We start from the raw sequence: 17,369 nt of genomic DNA, 5'->3' as shown, positions 1-17,369 counted from the left end.
ACATGATGACAAAGGCGCGCAATCTCATTCGTGTTATTGCGGCTATCTCGGCAATCGCGCTTCTTACGGGCTGCTGGGACCGGATTGAGGTGAATGATATCGCCATCATTTTGGGCGCAGGCATTGATCAGGAGAAGGACAATAAAGTGAAGCTATCTGTCGAGATCTATCTGCCGTCTCCCGGCGGCAATGAATCAGGAAGCGGACAAGAAGGGATGGAATCCGAGAGGAAGAACGGCAATATTCTCGTATCCAGCGCCACAGGCACCTCGATGGCTGACGCCATGTCGAAGCTGCAGGAGAGGCTCTCACGCCGCTTGTATTGGGGCCATAACAATGTGTATGTGTTCGGGAAGGAGCGGGCAGAACGAGGGTTCAATGACGATCTGGATTTCTTCCTGCGCTATGTGCGCGCAAGAGAAAGAACGAACATCTACGTGACGCAAGGCAAGGCGATCGATACGATGGGGGTCATACCGAGACTGGATCAGAACTTGATGGAGGCGCTGACGGAGCTATCGAAGACAGAGGTCAGTATCGATGTCGACTTGAAGACGGTTATGGAACAGATCGTGGAGACGCCGGAGCAGACTTATACGATCCCCTATATTCTGACGAGTGCGGTCATGTCGGAGAAAAAGCATCTGCGCAATGCGAATGTGCCGTACTTCAAAGGACTGACGATCTTTAAGAAAGGCCAGATGATCGGGAGTCTCAATCATGAGCTGACGCATGGCTATTTCTGGATTACGAATCAGATTAAACCGAGCACAATACTGACTGCGGCCGTTGCCAAGGATGAAACGATAGCCGTGCATTTGACGACAAGCAAGTCCAGGCTTATTCCTAAGATTGACGGCAGCGGCAAATGGCATATGGAGCTGGTCATCGAATGTGAAGGGAATCTGATTCAGAATGCGAGCCGTCTGGATTATTCCGTAACGGAGCAGCTTGTGGAGATGGAGACGTTATTCGAGCAGATGATTAAGAACCAAATCGACAAATCCTTGAATGTGATTCAGCAAAAATATAAATCGGATATTCTGGGATACAGCAAGCTATACCGAAGAAAATACCCGAAGCAATGGGCGGCTGCCAAGTCGGAATGGAGCGAAACCTTCCGGAGGATCGAGACAAATACGCAAGTCAACATTCAGATCCGCAGACCCGGAGCGCTTGTGAAGCAAATCAATAACATCCCAATGGAGTGATATGCGTATGTCCATCCCCTTAATGCTGCTCGTCTGGTTATTCGCGCTCGCTTTAGGTTATATGAACGGCACCTGGCGCGGCTTGCAAAAGCGGGACGCCTGGATTGCCTGCACGCTGCTGTTCTTAAGTCTGGCGCTAACGATAGGTCTCGCGATTGATCCGCAGCTTCCGAATATGACGGAGTGGGTAGAACAGGCCTTGAGCCCGCTGAGGCCGCTGCTGGAGCCGGTGAACTGAGATGCTAAGCGGAAAAATCTCCTCGCTTCAGCTTGCGATTATTATGTTTCAATTCGTACTCAGCTCAACCGTGCTGCTGATGCCGTCCATTACAACCCGCTTATCGGCAAAGGATATGTGGTTGACCCCGCTGCTTGGGATGGGAGTGGGGTATCTGGTCGTGTGGCTGGCATACCAGCTGTTCAAGCTCGCGCCGGAGGGCTCAATCGTCAGGCTGCTGGAATCCCTCTTTGGAACTTATCCTGGCAAAATGATCAGCGTCCTGTTCATCGTGTTCCAATTCCACATCGTGGCGATTTCCATTCGCGATTATGCTGAATTTATCGAATCGAACTTCTTCCTCAAGACGCCAATCGTTGTCATAATCGGCACCATGCTTATTTTATGCGGGTGGGCGGTAAGAAGGGGGTTCGAGGTCATTGCGCGAACCGGACAAATTTTTGTGCCGATCATCACGTTGTTTACCGTGCTCATTCTCGTTCTTCTAATCCCCGAGCTGAATCCCCATCATCTTCTGCCGCTGCTGGAGAGAGGTGCCGTGCCAGTCCTTCAAGGCTCGCTGGTTGTGGATGGCTGGTTCAGCCAATTGCTGCTTGCCGTCTATATTCTCCCGTTAGTACGCGACAAAAACAACATTAAGAAGTGGGGCTTTTGGTGTGTCACCGGCATTACGTTTGTGATGCTGGCGTCGAATCTGGCTGTCTTCATGCTGGTAGGCGAAAGCACGGGCTATTATACCTACCCCGTCCTCATGGCGGCACGCTATATTGCGTACGCCGAGTTTTTCGAGCATTTGGAAGCCATCGTGATGATGGTGTGGGTGCTGGGCGAGTATATTAAAATCAGCGTTTACTATTATGCCATTACGCGCGGCATCTCCGAAACCTTTCGGCTTAAGAAGCCCGAAATTATTGTCATGCCAGTTGGACTGCTGCTGCTGTTCGTATGTTTTTGGGTAGGGCCGGACTTTCAAACGGTCGCTTCGTTTATCGGGAATACGGGAACGAGCTATATCCTGATCGGATTTGTCATTTTTCCCATCCTGCTATGTGTTCTGGCCTTTATTCGGGGTTGGTTCAAAGGACCCGGTACCAGTGCAAAATAGTACTGTTCTAAAGCCAGGAATTTCCTTATAGTGGATAAATAGAAAGAAATGTCTATGAGGGGATAGGTGATAGGCTTGGCTGCAAAGGAATCGATTTGGTCGAAGGTGCTGACGGGGCTGTTTTTTGTGCCTCTCATCTGGATTGTCGGCTTTTTTGTTTATATTTTCGCTGTCTTGTCCGGAGTCAGACTGTTTTATATCTGGATTATTTTTAGCATATGCGTCGTACTGTCGATCATGCTGGTGGTCGGATTGGGGAATTGGTTGAGGCGCAAAGTGTATTGGTCTTGCATGGCGGGCCTGCTGCTCGTCTTGGGCGCTGTCATATTCGGTTATGAGATGAACCGGATGTATCACAACAACATCCCGACGGTAGCGGAGAGCGAGGTCGATCTTGCCGCTTATGAGCCGTTCGTCCGCGGTTCCAAGGCAGTAATGCTGGATGAGCCGTCCACTCTTAGAATCAAAGACGAATTGCCCATTATGGACGGGGCTACTGCGTTGTACCCGCTCTATTCGGCGTTCGCTATGGCCGTATATCCCGAGAAGGGATATGATCATATCCGCAGCGAGGTTCGCTCCACGAAGACGAGTCAAGCCTACGACAGTCTTATCTCTGGGGAAGCGGATATCATCTTTGCGGCTGAACCGTCCGAACGGCAGCGCGGCGACGCGCTGGCTGCTGGCGTGGATTTGAAGCTGACGCCGATCGGAAGGGAAGCGTTTGTGTTTTTTACGCATGCGGACAATCCGGTTAACGGGCTGACAACGGAGCAGATTCAGGACATCTATTCCGGGACTATTACGAATTGGGATGAGCTGGGCGGCAAACATGCGTCCATTAGAGCGTTCCAGCGCCCGGAGGGCAGCGGCAGCCAATCTGCGCTGCAGCGGCTCATGAAGGGGAGAAGCTTGGCGCATCCGCCCAGGAAAGATGTAGCGTCAGGAATGGGCGGAATTATTGCACAAACAGCGGACTATCGCAATTATCCGAATGCGATCGGGTTTACGTTTTTGTATTATGCTACGGAAATGATTGGAAACGGAGAGATTAAGCTGCTCTCTGTAGATGGCGCCTATCCTGGCAGGGAAAGCATTGTGAACGAAACTTATCCGCTCAGCAGTCCGTTCTATGCCGTAACGGCAGGAACTAGCAATCCTCATGTCGAATCTTTGATTAACTGGATACGGTCGGAGCAAGGGCAAAAGCTTGTGGCAGAGACAGGCTACTCGCCTCTTGCTGCGCCGTAGCAACAAGAGAGGAGCACATGTATGAAGCCGAACATTTTTGTTGATTATGCTATTTCCGATGCCGTTATGGATTATTTGCTGGAGCATTGTACAGTTGATGCTTGGGGGGAAGAGGATACCATTCCAAGGGGAGAGCTCTATAAGCGGATTGCCGCTGCGGAAGGATACTTGACGGGGGGCAGGCGCATTGATGACGAGCTGCTGGCGGCAGCGCCGAAGCTCAAAGCTGTAAGCACGATCAGCGTCGGCTATAATCACTTCGACATCGACGCCATGAAGCGTCATGGCGTCACGGGGACGCATACGCCGGAGGTGCTGGATGAGACGGTAGCGGATCTCGTGTTCGCGCTAATGCTGGGCAGCGCCCGCCGAGTAGCGGAGCTTGACCGCTATGTCAGAGAAGGCCTCTGGAAGCGGGGGGACAATGACAATCTGTTCGGTGTAGACGTGCATCACGCCACGGTAGGCATTGTGGGCATGGGACGCATCGGTGAAGCAGTTGCCCGCAGGGCAGCGTTCGGCTTCGGGATGAAGGTGAACTATCATAACCGCAGCCGCAAGCCTGAAGCGGAAGCGAAGTATGACGCCACCTATATGGCACTGGACGAGCTGCTGGCTGCATCGGATTATGTTGTATTGTTAGCGCCATTAACGAATGAAACCAAAGGGTTGATCGGCAAGCGGGAGTTCGGCCTGATGAAGCCTTCCGCCATCTTCATTAATGCTTCCCGCGGGGCTACGGTAGATGAACCGGCACTGATTGAAGCGTTGCAAAAGGGGACTATTCGTGCGGCTGGACTGGACGTCTACCAACAGGAGCCGCTCCCTGCAGATCATCCGCTGATTGCTCTGCCTAATGCGCTGCTGCTGCCGCATATCGGCTCGGGCACGGCGAAGACCAGAGAAGACATGGCGTTGCTTGCCGCTCACAATCTTGTAGCTGTCTTGCAAGGCGAAGAGCCGCCTTACCGCGTTCCTGAATTCAAATCCTGATCGCTGCATATAGAAAGCGCCACTGTATATTCCATACAGCGGCGCTTTCTTATATCTTATAGGCAAGTTGTGTGTATCCTTCCACGGATTCGTTCAGTCTCTTATTTCACTTCAGCTACCGGGAGCTTGACCACTTCCACCCGGTTGGAGAAGAAGGTAGCTCCGCCGCCCATATCCGCGAGGCGCTGCGGTGTAAGGGCGTTCACCGCGCTGCGACCTTCCGTGTCGTCGTCCCACCACAGTCCTTGCGTTACCAAGACACCGGGAAGCACATCTCCGCCGACCTTTAGCGTCAATTGTAGCTCACCGCGATCATTGCGAACCAGTACGCGTTCTCCGTCGGCAAGCTCAAGCTTGCCGGCATCATCGGCATGCATATGGAGCGTCGGTCGCTTCTCCAGCTTCTGCAGCTTGGGCTGGTTGGCAAAGGTAGAGTTGATATAGCTGTGGTTAGGCCCGGTCGTCAGCAGGAACGGGTAATGCTCCGGTTCGACAAGCGGTGTATAGGTCGCAACTGGGGGTAGTCCGGCTCCGCGCATCGCCTCGGAATAAAGCTCGATCTTGCCGCTAGGTGTCGGCAGATCGTCCATCTTCGGATAACGTGTGCCGTCACCAGCCTTCATCCAGTCATGCGCCACCAAAGCCTCGAAAGTGATGTCCTTCAACAGCGGATTATGCTTGCTGTCCAGTGCGATACGAATCATGTCTTCTTCGGACAGATCGAACAGCTCCGGCTCAAAGCCCATGCGAAGAGCCAATTCCTTGAAGAGCGTAAAATTCGATTGGCTCTCGCCCGCAGGCGGCTTGATTGGCTTGGAGAGTTGAACGTAATGATGCCAGTAAGAGCTATATAAGTCCAAATTCTCCAGATGGGCGGTTGCCGGCAGGACAATATCCGCGTATTTGCCAGTATCCGTCAGAAACAGATCATGCACGACTGTGTACAGATCCTCCCGCATTAGCCCTTCTCTCACTTTGCGCTGGTCAGGCGCGACGATAGCGGGGTTGCTGTTGTAGACGAACAGCATTCGAACCGCAGGCTCAAGCGCAGTTAACGCATCGCCCAACTGATTCATATTGACGGTGCGCACATCGGGGTCCGGCAGCAGATCTTCCCGCTCGATGGCGGCATTGTTGATTCGGGCATACCAGCTATTGCCCTTCATCGCGCTGCCGCCGATCTCGGCCCATTGTCCTGTCAAGGCAGGGAGGCAAGCAATCGTGCGGACGATCATGCCGCCATTGTCATGATGCTGCAGCCCGTTGCCGATCCGAATGAAGGACGGGGTGGTCGTGCCGTAGGCGCGGGCCAGCTCCTCTATCTTCTCGACAGGAATGCCTGTCAGCTCAGCCGCTACGGAAGGGGGATACTTCGCTGCTTCAAGCTTCAATTCGTCATAACCGACGGTATGATGCTGGATAAAGCTCTCATTCACATAACCGTCGCGGATCAGAATGTGCATCATGCCGAGAGCCAGCGCACCGTCACTGCCTGGACGCAGCAGAATGAATTCATCCGCCCAAGTAGAGGTACGGTTGCGATGAACGTCAATATGAATAATTCGCGCCCCGTTTTTGCGAGCTTCTGTAGCGAGCATAGTCTGGTGCATATTGGTGGAGACCAGGTTGGCGCCCCAGATGAGGAACAGCTTCGTATGGACGGTTTCCTCGGGATCGATGCCAATGGAGCCGCCCATTGTATAGCTATAGCCCTTTGAGCCTGCGGCATTGCAGATTGTGCGGTCAAGCTTGCTAGCGCCCAGGCGGTGGAAGAAGCGGCGATCCATGCCTTCAGCATTCAGCACACCCATATTGCCGTAGAAGCTGTAAGGAAGGATAGCCTCGGCTCCATACTCGTCCATAATTGAAGTCATTCGGCGCGTAATCTCGTCGTAAGCCTCATCCCAGCTGATGCGCTCGAATTGAAGAGAGCCCTTCGGGCCGGTTCTTCGCATCGGGTAAAGTAGACGTTCGGGATGATGGACACGATCGGGCAATTGCCTTACTTTGTTGCATATAGCACCCCGGGTAACGGGGTGATCGGGATCGCCGGTCACGTTCGTTACGCGTCCGTCCTGAAGCGTGACGTGAAGGCCGCATGTATCGGGGCAGTCGAACGGACAGACGGATCGCACGACCCCGTTCTCTAAGAATGTATTCATGGTAGGATCACTCCGAAATGTTGTTAGGTTCCAATGAAGAGGTTATCTCCCCATTATACGTGCTGGCGGCGTTCTTTTAAATACGCTGAAGGGGAGTGACCTAGCGTACGCTTGAAGACGCGCTGGAAGTACGTGATGTCGGAATAGCCCAGGTAGTCGGAAATCTCCGATACGGTCAGCAGCGATTCCGTCAGCATATAGACCGCTGTGCGCATGCGGAGGCTATGCACATATTCGCTGATCGTCTGACCCGTCACTTGGCGGAACAGGGTTGCCGCGTGATTCGGCGATCTGCCTATGCATTCTGCCAGATGCTCCTTCGTCACTTTGCCGCGATAGTGATCCTGCAGATAAGCCTTCATCCGCTCGATATGCTGCTGTGACATAGCGGTCTGCTCGCCCCGACCCAGCTCCCGGCCCCATAGCGCCAGAGCCTCCAGCGTCAATGCTGCGGCTCGCAGCTTGACATAGGGCAAGCTTTCTTGCCACTCCTTCCATACGGTTCGAAGCCTCTCGATCATCATATCGTAGCAGCCGGCCTTGGCCATAATGAAGGGACCGGATACCGGAAAGGGATCAATCTCATCCGCCATCCCTAAGCGGAACGATAAAACAAACTGCTCATGGAACACGGTCGGCACGCTCTTGCCGTAATAGCCCGAGCCAGGGGCAATGAACATAAAGTCGCCTTTCTCCAGCAGCAGCTTCTCGCCATTGATCCAGTAGACGCATTTTCCATAAGTCATCACAACAAGCACAGCGGAGCCGTCCTGCACGGTACGCTCTTCGTACCAGTTCATTCCTTGATGTTGGCACATTCCTTCGAACGACAGCATACGACACCCCGAATCATACTATAGTATATCTATCATACTATAGTGCATGTACGTTGTCTCTTATTTCCTCTACAATGGACGAAGCTAATGATGGAGGGATGACGACATGAGTCTGACGAAAATTGTATGTACGATGGGACCATCCAGCAATTCGATATCGATACTTAAGGAAATGATGAATGCGGGCATGAACGTAGCCCGCTTGAATATGGCGCATGGCGAGCTTAGCGATCATAGTGAGCGCATCGCCTTGATCCGCGAAGCGGCAGCGGCGGCACCGGCTATCGTCGCGATCATGATGGACATTAAAGGACCGGAGATTCGAATCGGTACATTGGAGGAAGGCAGCTACGAGCTGAAAGCAGGCGACAAGCTGACTTTGACCAGCAGACCGATTACGGGCAATGGCAGCTGTGTGGCCGTCAATTACCCGGATATGCCGAAGGTAGTCAAAGCTGACGATAGAATCTTGATCGATGATGGTTTGATCGAGCTTAGCGTCGATGCGGTGGAAGATACGGAAATCATATGCAGCGTGCTGAACGGAGGTCCGCTTAAGCCGCGCAAAGGCGTCAATCTGCCAGGCATTCGCACGACGCTGCCGGGAGTAACGGATCGGGATATTAAGCATATCGCATTCGGTGTGGAAGAAGGCATCGATATGATTGCGATGTCGTTCGTGCGCAAGGCGGAGGATGTGCTGCAAGTAAAGCAGCTGCTGGAGGATGCAGGCGCAAGTCATATTCAGATTATTTCCAAAATTGAGAATCAAGAGGGCGTCGAGAATCTGGATGCGATCATTGAGGTGTCCGACGGCATCATGGTTGCCCGCGGCGACCTGGGCGTTGAGATTCCGGCAGAGGACGTTCCCATGATCCAGAAGGAAATGATCCAGAAGTGCAATCTGGCGGGCAAGCCTGTCATCGTGGCGACACAAATGCTGGATTCGATGCAGGTGAATCCGCGGCCGACGCGCGCGGAAGTAAGCGACGTTGCGAATGCGGTGCTGCAAGGAGCGGATGCGATCATGCTATCCGGCGAGACGGCAGCCGGGAAGTACCCGCTTGAGTCTGTCCGCATGATGACGATGATTGCGGAGCGCGCGGAATCGACACTTGACTATACCGAGCTGTTCCGCAGCAAGCTGACGGCTCCATCTTCGTCCACGACGGAAGTGATCAGCCAGGCGGTTGTCAGCTCGTCTCTGCAACTGGACGCCAAAGCGATCCTGGCGCCTACCGAGAGCGGCTTCACAGCGCGCATGGTATCCAAGTATCGGCCGAAGGCTCCGATCATTGGCATTACGGCTCATGATCATGTATTGCGTCGCCTGACGCTGGTGCGCGGCGTCGTCCCGGTGAAGGGCGAATGGGCGGAATCCACGGACGCTTTGATCAAGTCTGCAGTGCGCAATGCGTCCCGCACGCAACTGCTGAAGTCGGGCGATTATTTCGTCATCTCAGCAGGCATCCCGAGCGGCCGGGCCGGCGCGACGAACTTGATCCAAATTCAGCAGATGGACTAGGAATGACTGCCTAGGTGTTGCTTTTTGCATAACCGGCTATTGACAGATCCGCTGCTTGGTGACACAATAAGTGAGGTTCGATTCACGCAGGTGACATCGTACCATCTATACGCAATCCTTTCGTATAACTCCACATAACGGCCTTGGGCACAGGGTGGGGGTATCTACGGGAAGCCTAACTTCCTTGCTACGAATGGCAGGTCTAATGATTCATCCAGACCTTGCTATCCGTAGCTTTTTTGCGTTTATTAAGCTACTTGCAACAGATATTCAGGGGGAGAGAAGACATTATGAAATATATGATTTCCGTATTTGTAGGCGCAGCCAGCTATGGCGTATTATCGACCTTCGTCGTACTCGCATACGGGGAAGGCTATAAGCTTGGAGAGGTTGTAGGAAGCCAGCTGATGATCGGCTTCTTGCTGTCGTGGCTGTTCGCGACTTATATCGAACGCAAGCAAAGAAGATCCGAAGAATCCGGCTCAGCGGGGAAACGTACGGGAGCAGGCGGCGTGAAACAAAACTTGCAGAGGCTAAGCTGGAAGACGCGGCTGCTGCTTATGGCTGCCGGACTGCCAACAGCGATTACCGGTCTGGTGTACTATCATTCGCTCCGGTATATTCCGGCCTCGCTTGCGATCCTGCTCCTGTTCCAATTCACATGGATTGGCGTCCTGGTGCAGTGCATCAGACAGAAGAAGCGCCCGAACCGCGCCATTGTGACCACGCTCGTCATCTTGCTTGGTGGCACGATCTTGGCCGCAGGAATTATGGAGCAAGGCGGGGGCAGCTTCCATCCGCTAGGTGTGACGTTGGGCTTCCTGGCCGCGATCAGCTATACGATGTTCATTCTGTTCAGCGGCAATGCGGCGCCTGAAGTACCGCCAGCGACGCGCAGCAAATGGATGATGGCTGGAGGCATGACGTTCGTCTTTATTCTGTTCCCGCCGGAGTTTCTGTGGAATGGCGATTTGTTCAGCAGCTTGTTCCTGTTCGGGACGTTGCTGGGACTGTTCGGCGCTTTCATCCCGCCGCTGCTGTTCGCTTATGGCGTACCTCATATCGGTGAAGGGATGGCCGGCATTCTGGGCGCAGCGGAGCTGCCTGTCGCGGTATTGCTTTCGTCAATTGTCCTTCACGAGCAAGTGTCCTGGCTGCAATGGGCAGGCGTTGTAATTGTCCTTGCGGGAGTCGCTTACCCGGAGCTGATCAAGCTGGTGAGGCGCAACAAACGCATCTCATCTGGCGTCGGGGCTTAGCCTCAAGCTGGTAAAGTTTTTTTTAACTCGTTTTGTTCCTTTCCCGCTTCCACGGATTGGCAGTATACTTTGGTTGTCGGGCCGACGTATTAACGTGAAGGAAAGGAGCTGATCCGTGTGATTCACAACTTAGAGGTGGTCTCCGTTTAACGGAGATTATCGTAATCGAAGAGGCCTTCGGGCCTCTTTTTATTTGTAAAAAACGATTGTGCTCAAAATTGGTTTTCTTTATAATGGAAAAGTGACGCTTCATATGAAGCACGGGGACCACCCCAAATACTATTAATCATGAAAGGGAGGCGGCAAGACATGGAAAATGTATTTATGAATGACACGCTGCAAGCAAAACGTTTGAACTTATTTGAGGAGGATTTATACCGTGAACTACAAAAATGGAAGAGACGTGCTTCCCCCTAGTCTCCTGTTGGAGCTGCAAAAATATATTCAAGGCGATCTGATCTATATTCCTAAACCGTCCAACCAGCGCGCAAGCTGGGGAGAAGTGAGCGGTACGCGCAAGCTTCTGGCGGAGCGCAATAAGGAAATTTTCCAGCATTACAGCAACGGGGCGACCGTAGCGGAGCTGGAGCGCAAGTACCACCTGTCCAGCGAGAGCATACGCAAGATTATTGTGAAGGCGCGCTAGATGAAACAATACGAGCGGACTCTATACAAAGAACCTCCCAAGTGTCGCATTGATGCGGCGGGAGGTTCTTTTTTTTTTTGCATATAACGGCTCAGGCCGTTATTCGCTATTAATGGACGTTCGAGGTTGGAAGCGGCACTACGGTTCGCGGATATTTGTAATCGTCACGATAGCAGTTCGTTTCTGTATCGTAGACGGATTGAGAGAGCCGATGGGATACTTCGAAGATGGGCAGATCCGGGTTCACATGCAGCGCAGATCCATAGAACGAGCAACCCTCAAAGTTAAAGTTCAGTGTCGTTATGATGATGACACAGTTTGTAAAGCTGCAATTTTTGAAGCTAAAGCCGTCAAAGTTAATCGTCTCGTTGTTAAAGCTTTCATTCATAATCAATTTCATTCTCGCAACGCTCCTCTGCTAGTTATAGGCGACATGCCTATCATCCTATCAGATTCATGTTGAAATGTTTGTCACAACATGGCTTTGCGCTTGAATACTTATCGACACTAAACCCAATCTTCCTCCACAAGTCTGCGGTTAATGGCAACTCCCGCCTCATAGCCTTCACTAGCCGAACCGATCAGCCCCGTAAAATAATGTTTGGCGTCGCCGATCAGATACAATCCCTCGATGTGCGTGCTTCCATGCTCCATCGTCTCGTATTGGCCGTCCTGCTCGCGTCCGACTCCCAGTTCATCAGGAATAGTCGTCGCGTCCCGCGCTCCGGTATCTGACAGGAAGGCAATCCGACGCGCAATCTCTTGTCCGTCTTCCAGCATGATCTTCTCCAGCTGGCCACCGCTGCTTCTTAGCGACTTTATCGGCTGCTCATACAGAGCGATTCCGCGAGCTTGGAGCGCTTGCTTCTGCTCAAGCGTGAGCATGGAAGCGCCGTCGGTGAATACGCTGAGGTCACGGCTCCAGTTGAAGATCAGCTGCACATAGCCAAACAAGGACTGGCTGCTGCCAATGATGGCAAGCGGCTCGCCGCGATGCTCCCATCCATCGCAATAAGGGCAGGGGAAGACGGAGATTCCGTAGCTTTCCTGAATGCCCGGAATAGGCGGAAGCTGGTCGCGAGCGCCAGTCGCGATGACCAGATACTTGCTTATATAAGATTTGCCGCTGGCAGTGGCGATATGGAAATGATCGTCTTCCTTCTTCGCACCCGTTGCGGTATCGTGTTCCATTCGAACCAGCTCATAAGCGCGAACATCCTCGCGTCCAAGCTCCCTGAACGCCGATGGCGAAATACCGTCTCTCGTCAAATAGCCGTGAGAGCTGTGCGCAGCCGCATGGCGGGGCTTGTCCTCGTCGATCAAGATGACAGAGCGGAGCGCGCGTCCAAGCACTAGCGCTGCGCTAAGCCCTGCCGGACCGCCGCCGATAATGGCAACATCCCATACGTTCATCGTGACACTCCTTTTCGGATTCTGAATGATTTCCTTATTCTGCCGCCTCAATCACTGTTATAATTGGACTAGGATGGCAAGGAATAGAATGTCACTATTATGCCGGTTGGAGTTGAAAGTTATGCCTCAATACGAATGGAATAGCAAGGTCTGGCATCCTGTGGTCATGTCCTGGTTTCGCCGCTCGTTCGGTGAGCCTACGGATGTCCAGGCCAAAGCTTGGGCTTCGATTACAGAAGGCCGCCATACTTTGATAGCGGCCCCTACTGGCTCCGGCAAAACATTGGCCGGCTTGCTGCCTTGTGTCAATGCGATTGTTCAAGCGAAAGCTTGCAGCACGACTCCCCCGCGAAAAGGAGTCAAGCTGTTATATATTACACCGCTCAAAGCGCTCAATAATGATATTCAGCATCATGTTCTTTCTTTTGCGAGCCAGCTGAAGGAGGAGGCCACAGCGCTGGACATGCCATGGTCCGGCTTCCGAAGCGGAGTCCGGACAGGCGATACGCCTTCGTCCCAGCGGGCGTCCATGCTCAGGAATCCGCCGGAGCTGCTCATCACGACGCCGGAATCGCTATACATTCTGTTAACGTCGGAGCAAGGCAGGGTCATGCTGAGCGAGGTCCGCTATGTCGTTGTGGATGAAATTCATGATTTGGCGGGAGACAAGCGCGGCGCTCATCTCTCTGTATCACTTGAGCGGCTAGAGCAAAACGCCGCAGAAGGTGTACGGATTCAGCGAATCGGCGTGTCTGCTACCCAGAAGCCGATGTGGAAGGTCGCGCAATTTCTCGGCGGACTTGAACCGGATCGGGGGCTCACGATTGATCCCCATCCGGATGCTCCGGAGGAGGAACGTTATCCGCTTGGCTATGCGCGGCGTCCCGTTCACATTGTCGAGAGCCGGATGGAGAAGCGGATGGATGTCCGCGTAACGATGCCGGATACGAGTGTGCCGGCGCAGACGAGAGACGGCGTATGGCTGCCGATTCTGACGCGATTGTTCGATCTGATGGCCAATTGCACCTCGGCACTGGTGTTCGTCAACAGCCGCAGGCTATGCGAGCGTCTCGTTCTGCGCATTAACGATCATGCCGGGTATCAGATGGCCAGATCCCATCATGGGAGCATGTCCAAGGAGAAGCGGCTTGAAGCAGAAGCGATGCTGAAGAACGGCGAGCTGCGCTGTCTTGTAGCGACATCATCGCTAGAGCTCGGCATTGACGTCGGACATATCGATCTGGTTATTCAGATCGATTCCCCGCTTGAAGCGGCTTCCGGCATTCAGCGAATCGGACGGGCCGGACATGCGGTAGGCGATGTATCGAGAGGCGTGATTGTGGTGCGCCAACGGGGCGTATTGCCAGAGGCGGCCGTGCTCGGCGGGTTAATTGCGAATCGGGAGATTGAACCGATCCGAATGCCTGAGAAGCCGCTCGATGTCTTGTCCCAGCAGATTATCGCCATTGTGGCTTCGGCCGAGATGACGGTTGACCGACTGTATGAGCTGCTGCTTGGCAGCTACAGCTACCGCCAGTTGGAGAAGGAGCAGCTAAAGAATACGTTGGCTGTGCTGGCTGGCCTGTATCCATTCGCGCGGCCGATACTGGATTGGAGTCGGGAGTCTGGCTTGCTTGCGAAGAGGGGGAACACATCCATAGCGGCAATGACGGGCGCGGGCACGATACCCCAGTCGTCCCACTTCCCGGTGCATCACCTCGACAGTCGCACTCATCTGGGGGAGCTGGATGAGGAATTCGTGCATGAAAGCCGGGTAGGAGACGTCTTCCTGCTTGGTACGAGCTCATGGATGATCCGCAAGATCGATAAAGACAGGGTATATGTCTCTGAGGCTGCGAACAGCTTCAGCGAGGTGCCGTTCTGGCGCAATGAAGGTCCTGGCCGCACGCTGGCGCTCGGCTTGAAGGTGGGCGAGCTGATGGAGAGCTTGTCCGCCCGCCTTGGGCTTGACCCGTCGCCCGACAGGCCTCGGCAGCGGCAATGGAGCAACTGGCGGTCCGCTTATCCGGCAGGTGAGGACCGCTTGGACGCGGCGATGAATTGGCTGGGCAGCGAATACGGCTTGGATGGCTATACGGCTGGCGAGCTCTTAGGGTATGTGGTCTCCCAGCATGCGTTCAGCGAGCTGCCCACGGCCAGCCGAATTGTCATCGAGCATTACAAGGATATGATGAACCAGACTCATGTCATTATCCTGAATCCCTACGGCAGACGCTTGAACCGGACATGGCTGCTCGCCGTTCAACGGCAGTTCGAGCGCTCGCTCCCTTATCAGCTGTACGGGAATGCGAAGGATAACGGCATTGAATTTGTGCTTCCGGAGTGGGATGCGTCCTGGCTTAGAATGATCTGGGAGGTGACGCCGGCCAATGTCGAGCCGCTGCTGACAGAAGCTGTGACGGGCTCGCCGCTGCTGGCAATCGCATTCCGCCGCATCGCAGAGACGTCGCTGCTGCTTGCCAGAAGCTTCACTCGCGTCCCCATGTGGCAGAAGCGACTCCGTAGTGAGGAGCTGCTGCGGGAATCCCTGCCGTATGCCGACTCGTTCCCATTCCTGACGGAAGCGATGAAGGAATGTCTGTATGATTATTTGGACCTTGTATCCTTGCGCTCCCTGCTGGCTTCGATTCAAAGCGGTGAGATCGAGATCGTCATCAGGGAGACGGAATATCCTTCGCCGATGGCGACGCAGTTTCTGGCGGATTACGTCAACATGCGATTGTATGAAGGCGACGGGCTGGATGCGGCGACGAAAGCGGGTCTGTTGCATATTAGCAAAGACCTGGCAGGCGAGCTGTTCGGCCGCGATGCGGTGAAGCGAAGCGTCTCGAACGATGTGCTGCGCCAGGTGGAGGAACGGATCGACAAGCGCTCCGGTACGATCAGCTCCGCTGATGATCTTCGTGCTTACTTGAAGATCCGCGGGGATATGAGCTTAACCGAACTGATCTCGCTTGCGGGGGCGAATGCCGCAGACTGGAGTCAGTCATTGGCGTCGGCGGGAACGATACAAGAAATGGATATGGGAGGCAGCAATGACGATGGGCCGCTTCCACGCTGGATATGCGCGGACGAAGCGGACATCTATGCCTCATTCCCGCAAGAGCTATCCTCTTGCCTGTTCATCATTAGCCGGTATGCGGAAGGGCGGATGTCCTATACCGAGCCGGAGCTGTGCGAGCGCTATCCTGCGCTGCAATTGGAGGATGCTCGTCGGCTGACGGATGAGCTGGTGCGGCAGGATATCATCAGGCAGGCGCCGTTCGCGGCGGACGAATCGGAGCGGATCTGGACAAGCGCCAAAGCGGCCGCGCAGATGATCAGACTGTCGATTGGCGAAGCCCGGAAGCAAGTGCCCACAATAGCTCCAGCGAAGTGGTGCGGCTATCTTGCGTACCGGCAGCATGCGCTGCATGGCGCGCAGCTGCAAGGACAAGAGGGATTGCTGGCCGTTATTGGCCGCCTGCAAGGCCTGTTCCTTCCCGCTGCGCATTGGGAGAGCTTCCTCTTTCCTTCAAGGCTGAAGGACTACCGGAAGGAAGAGCTTGACGCGTTATGCGCAACCGGAGAAGTGGTCTGGCTGGGCAGCCGGGCCTCTGGCCAGAAGGAGGGAAGGATCGCCTTCTTCCTTGCGTCGAATTCCGCATTGCTTGCGCCTTATGCGGAGGAGCTGCTGACCAGAAGCACGTCGCATCCTGAGCTGCTGCGCATCCTGATGGAAGGCGGCGCAAGCTTCCTGACCCAACTGAGCCGGCAGTACGGCAAGCCGCCAAGCGAGACGCTGCAGGATCTGCTGGAGCTGGCCTGGGAGGGCCACGCCTCCAATGATCAATTCGCCCCGCTAAGACTTGGCATCGGCAAGAGAGGCAAGGACTGGGCGCGTACAGGCTCCGGCTTCGGCCGCTGGTACTGGACCGGGACGCTGGGCGGCAAGCCGGCTGGAAGCTCAGATGCGGGTAACGAGCTGAATGAGCTTGCCGAATCCACCGGAGCACAGCTGCAAGGCAAGTCGGCTTCTCCGTCTGCTTCCCATTGGATTCATCAATTGATTGAAAGCTATGGCATTATTACGAAGGCGCTTATCACGGCATATACGCCTTTCCGCTGGGATGAGGTGCTGCCTATTATGGCTAAATTGGAGGAATGGGGCACGCTGACCAGAGGTGTATTCGTTGAGGGGGCAGCGGCTATGCAATTCACGACGCCGGATATTGCCGGAATGCTTAGCAGTCCTCTCCCCGGCAAGGAAGAGGGGAAGGTCACTGTGCTGTCCGCGCTTGATCCAGCCAATCCATATGGGCTGTTCATTGATTGGCCGGTCAAGACGGCAAGCGCGCCTTCCTACGCCAGGAAAGCCGGCAGTTACGTGGTTCTGGACGGCGGGGAATGGCACTATTGGCTGGAGGGCAACGGCAAAAAAGTATTTGAGGTCCAATCGGATGCCGAGCCTAATGAGAAGATGCGCATGGAGAAGCTCCGCGCCATGTTTGGGGCCGTGCTGCGCCGGCAGGGTCTCGCAAAGATTGTGGTCGAGGAATGGAACGGCGAGCCCGTCTCTCAATCCGCAGCGGCAAAGCTGCTAACCGGGATGGGAGCGGAGCGAGACCGGAATTCGTATGTCTTATGGATGAGCAAGCTGTAGCTTGCCTTAAAGAACAGATAAGCAAACTTCAATGCGGCTTCCTGTCCGGCAATTACGCCGGAACGGG

At 54.3% G+C, this 17,369-nt stretch carries 13 protein-coding genes; 9 read left to right on the top strand and 4 right to left on the bottom strand.

The window, feature by feature from the left end; all coding sequences use genetic code 11:
* Window positions 1–2: 2 nt before the first annotated feature.
* The 5 genes from ACFVSO_RS11190 (at window position 3) to ACFVSO_RS11170 (ending at window position 4,798) form a co-directional block, all read left to right on the top strand.
* Window positions 3–1,211, top strand: coding sequence for a Ger(x)C family spore germination protein (locus ACFVSO_RS11190; RefSeq protein WP_387473254.1), 1,209 nt, complete (start codon window positions 3–5; stop codon window positions 1,209–1,211).
* Between the two features lie 7 nt (window positions 1,212–1,218).
* Window positions 1,219–1,449: a hypothetical protein gene (locus tag ACFVSO_RS11185; protein ID WP_387473252.1), complete on the top strand. Its 231-nt coding sequence runs from the start codon at window positions 1,219–1,221 to the stop codon at window positions 1,447–1,449.
* Window position 1,450: 1 nt separating this feature from the next.
* Window positions 1,451–2,554: a GerAB/ArcD/ProY family transporter gene (locus tag ACFVSO_RS11180; RefSeq protein WP_387473249.1), complete on the top strand. Its 1,104-nt coding sequence runs from the start codon at window positions 1,451–1,453 to the stop codon at window positions 2,552–2,554.
* 66 nt (window positions 2,555–2,620) lie between these two features.
* On the top strand, window positions 2,621–3,805 hold the full coding sequence (locus tag ACFVSO_RS11175; protein ID WP_387473247.1) for a PstS family phosphate ABC transporter substrate-binding protein: 1,185 nt from the start codon (window positions 2,621–2,623) through the stop codon (window positions 3,803–3,805).
* Between the two features lie 21 nt (window positions 3,806–3,826).
* Window positions 3,827–4,798, top strand: coding sequence for a 2-hydroxyacid dehydrogenase (locus tag ACFVSO_RS11170; RefSeq protein WP_387473245.1), 972 nt, complete (start codon window positions 3,827–3,829; stop codon window positions 4,796–4,798).
* 101 nt (window positions 4,799–4,899) lie between these two features.
* Here ACFVSO_RS11170 and ACFVSO_RS11165 read toward each other — a convergent pair whose 3' ends face one another.
* Window positions 4,900–6,960, bottom strand: coding sequence for a molybdopterin-containing oxidoreductase family protein (locus tag ACFVSO_RS11165; protein WP_387473243.1), 2,061 nt, complete (start codon window positions 6,958–6,960; stop codon window positions 4,900–4,902).
* A 53-nt stretch (window positions 6,961–7,013) separates the two neighbouring features.
* Window positions 7,014–7,796, bottom strand: a complete 783-nt coding sequence (locus ACFVSO_RS11160; RefSeq protein ID WP_387473240.1) for a helix-turn-helix domain-containing protein — start codon at window positions 7,794–7,796, stop codon at window positions 7,014–7,016.
* 106 nt (window positions 7,797–7,902) lie between these two features.
* Here ACFVSO_RS11160 and pyk point away from each other — a divergent pair, with 106 nt between their 5' ends.
* The 3 genes from pyk (at window position 7,903) to ACFVSO_RS11145 (ending at window position 11,226) form a co-directional block, all read left to right on the top strand.
* Entirely contained in the window at window positions 7,903–9,321 is a 1,419-nt protein-coding gene (pyk, locus tag ACFVSO_RS11155) for a pyruvate kinase (protein ID WP_387473238.1), read from the top strand.
* A gap of 290 nt (window positions 9,322–9,611) precedes the next feature.
* Entirely contained in the window at window positions 9,612–10,580 is a 969-nt protein-coding gene (locus ACFVSO_RS11150; protein ID WP_387473236.1) for an EamA family transporter, read from the top strand.
* A gap of 379 nt (window positions 10,581–10,959) precedes the next feature.
* A complete protein-coding gene (locus ACFVSO_RS11145; RefSeq protein ID WP_119799745.1) occupies window positions 10,960–11,226 on the top strand; it encodes a CD3324 family protein in 267 nt (88 codons plus the stop codon).
* 109 nt (window positions 11,227–11,335) lie between these two features.
* Here ACFVSO_RS11145 and ACFVSO_RS11140 read toward each other — a convergent pair whose 3' ends face one another.
* Both ACFVSO_RS11140 and ACFVSO_RS11135 read right to left on the bottom strand, forming a co-directional pair.
* On the bottom strand, window positions 11,336–11,626 hold the full coding sequence (locus ACFVSO_RS11140) for a hypothetical protein (RefSeq protein ID WP_387473233.1): 291 nt from the start codon (window positions 11,624–11,626) through the stop codon (window positions 11,336–11,338).
* Window positions 11,627–11,733: 107 nt separating this feature from the next.
* A complete protein-coding gene (locus ACFVSO_RS11135; RefSeq protein WP_387473230.1) occupies window positions 11,734–12,639 on the bottom strand; it encodes an NAD(P)/FAD-dependent oxidoreductase in 906 nt (301 codons plus the stop codon).
* Between the two features lie 121 nt (window positions 12,640–12,760).
* Here ACFVSO_RS11135 and ACFVSO_RS11130 point away from each other — a divergent pair, with 121 nt between their 5' ends.
* Window positions 12,761–17,302: a DEAD/DEAH box helicase gene (locus tag ACFVSO_RS11130; RefSeq protein WP_387473227.1), complete on the top strand. Its 4,542-nt coding sequence runs from the start codon at window positions 12,761–12,763 to the stop codon at window positions 17,300–17,302.
* Window positions 17,303–17,369 lie beyond the last annotated feature (67 nt).

The sequence above is a fragment of the Paenibacillus sp. NPDC057967 genome, from assembly GCF_042887015.1.
GTDB lineage: Bacteria > Bacillota > Bacilli > Paenibacillales > Paenibacillaceae > Pristimantibacillus.
This window is presented reverse-complemented; position numbering and strand designations above follow the sequence as displayed.

Excerpts from the sequence above, each read along its gene's own strand:
- ACFVSO_RS11180 (WP_387473249.1), top strand. The coding sequence starts at position 1,451 with ATGCTAAGCGGAAAAATCTCCTCGCTTCAGCTTGCGATTATTATGTTT.
- ACFVSO_RS11170 (WP_387473245.1), top strand. The coding sequence starts at position 3,827 with ATGAAGCCGAACATTTTTGTTGATTATGCTATTTCCGATGCCGTTATG.
- ACFVSO_RS11160 (WP_387473240.1), bottom strand. The coding sequence starts at position 7,796 with ATGCTGTCGTTCGAAGGAATGTGCCAACATCAAGGAATGAACTGGTAC.
- ACFVSO_RS11135 (WP_387473230.1), bottom strand. The coding sequence starts at position 12,639 with ATGAACGTATGGGATGTTGCCATTATCGGCGGCGGTCCGGCAGGGCTT.
- ACFVSO_RS11165 (WP_387473243.1), bottom strand. The coding sequence starts at position 6,960 with ATGAATACATTCTTAGAGAACGGGGTCGTGCGATCCGTCTGTCCGTTC.
- pyk (WP_387473238.1), top strand. The coding sequence starts at position 7,903 with ATGAGTCTGACGAAAATTGTATGTACGATGGGACCATCCAGCAATTCG.
- ACFVSO_RS11140 (WP_387473233.1), bottom strand. The coding sequence starts at position 11,626 with ATGAAATTGATTATGAATGAAAGCTTTAACAACGAGACGATTAACTTT.
- ACFVSO_RS11150 (WP_387473236.1), top strand. The coding sequence starts at position 9,612 with ATGAAATATATGATTTCCGTATTTGTAGGCGCAGCCAGCTATGGCGTA.
- ACFVSO_RS11185 (WP_387473252.1), top strand. The coding sequence starts at position 1,219 with ATGTCCATCCCCTTAATGCTGCTCGTCTGGTTATTCGCGCTCGCTTTA.
- ACFVSO_RS11130 (WP_387473227.1), top strand. The coding sequence starts at position 12,761 with ATGCCTCAATACGAATGGAATAGCAAGGTCTGGCATCCTGTGGTCATG.
- ACFVSO_RS11190 (WP_387473254.1), top strand. The coding sequence starts at position 3 with ATGATGACAAAGGCGCGCAATCTCATTCGTGTTATTGCGGCTATCTCG.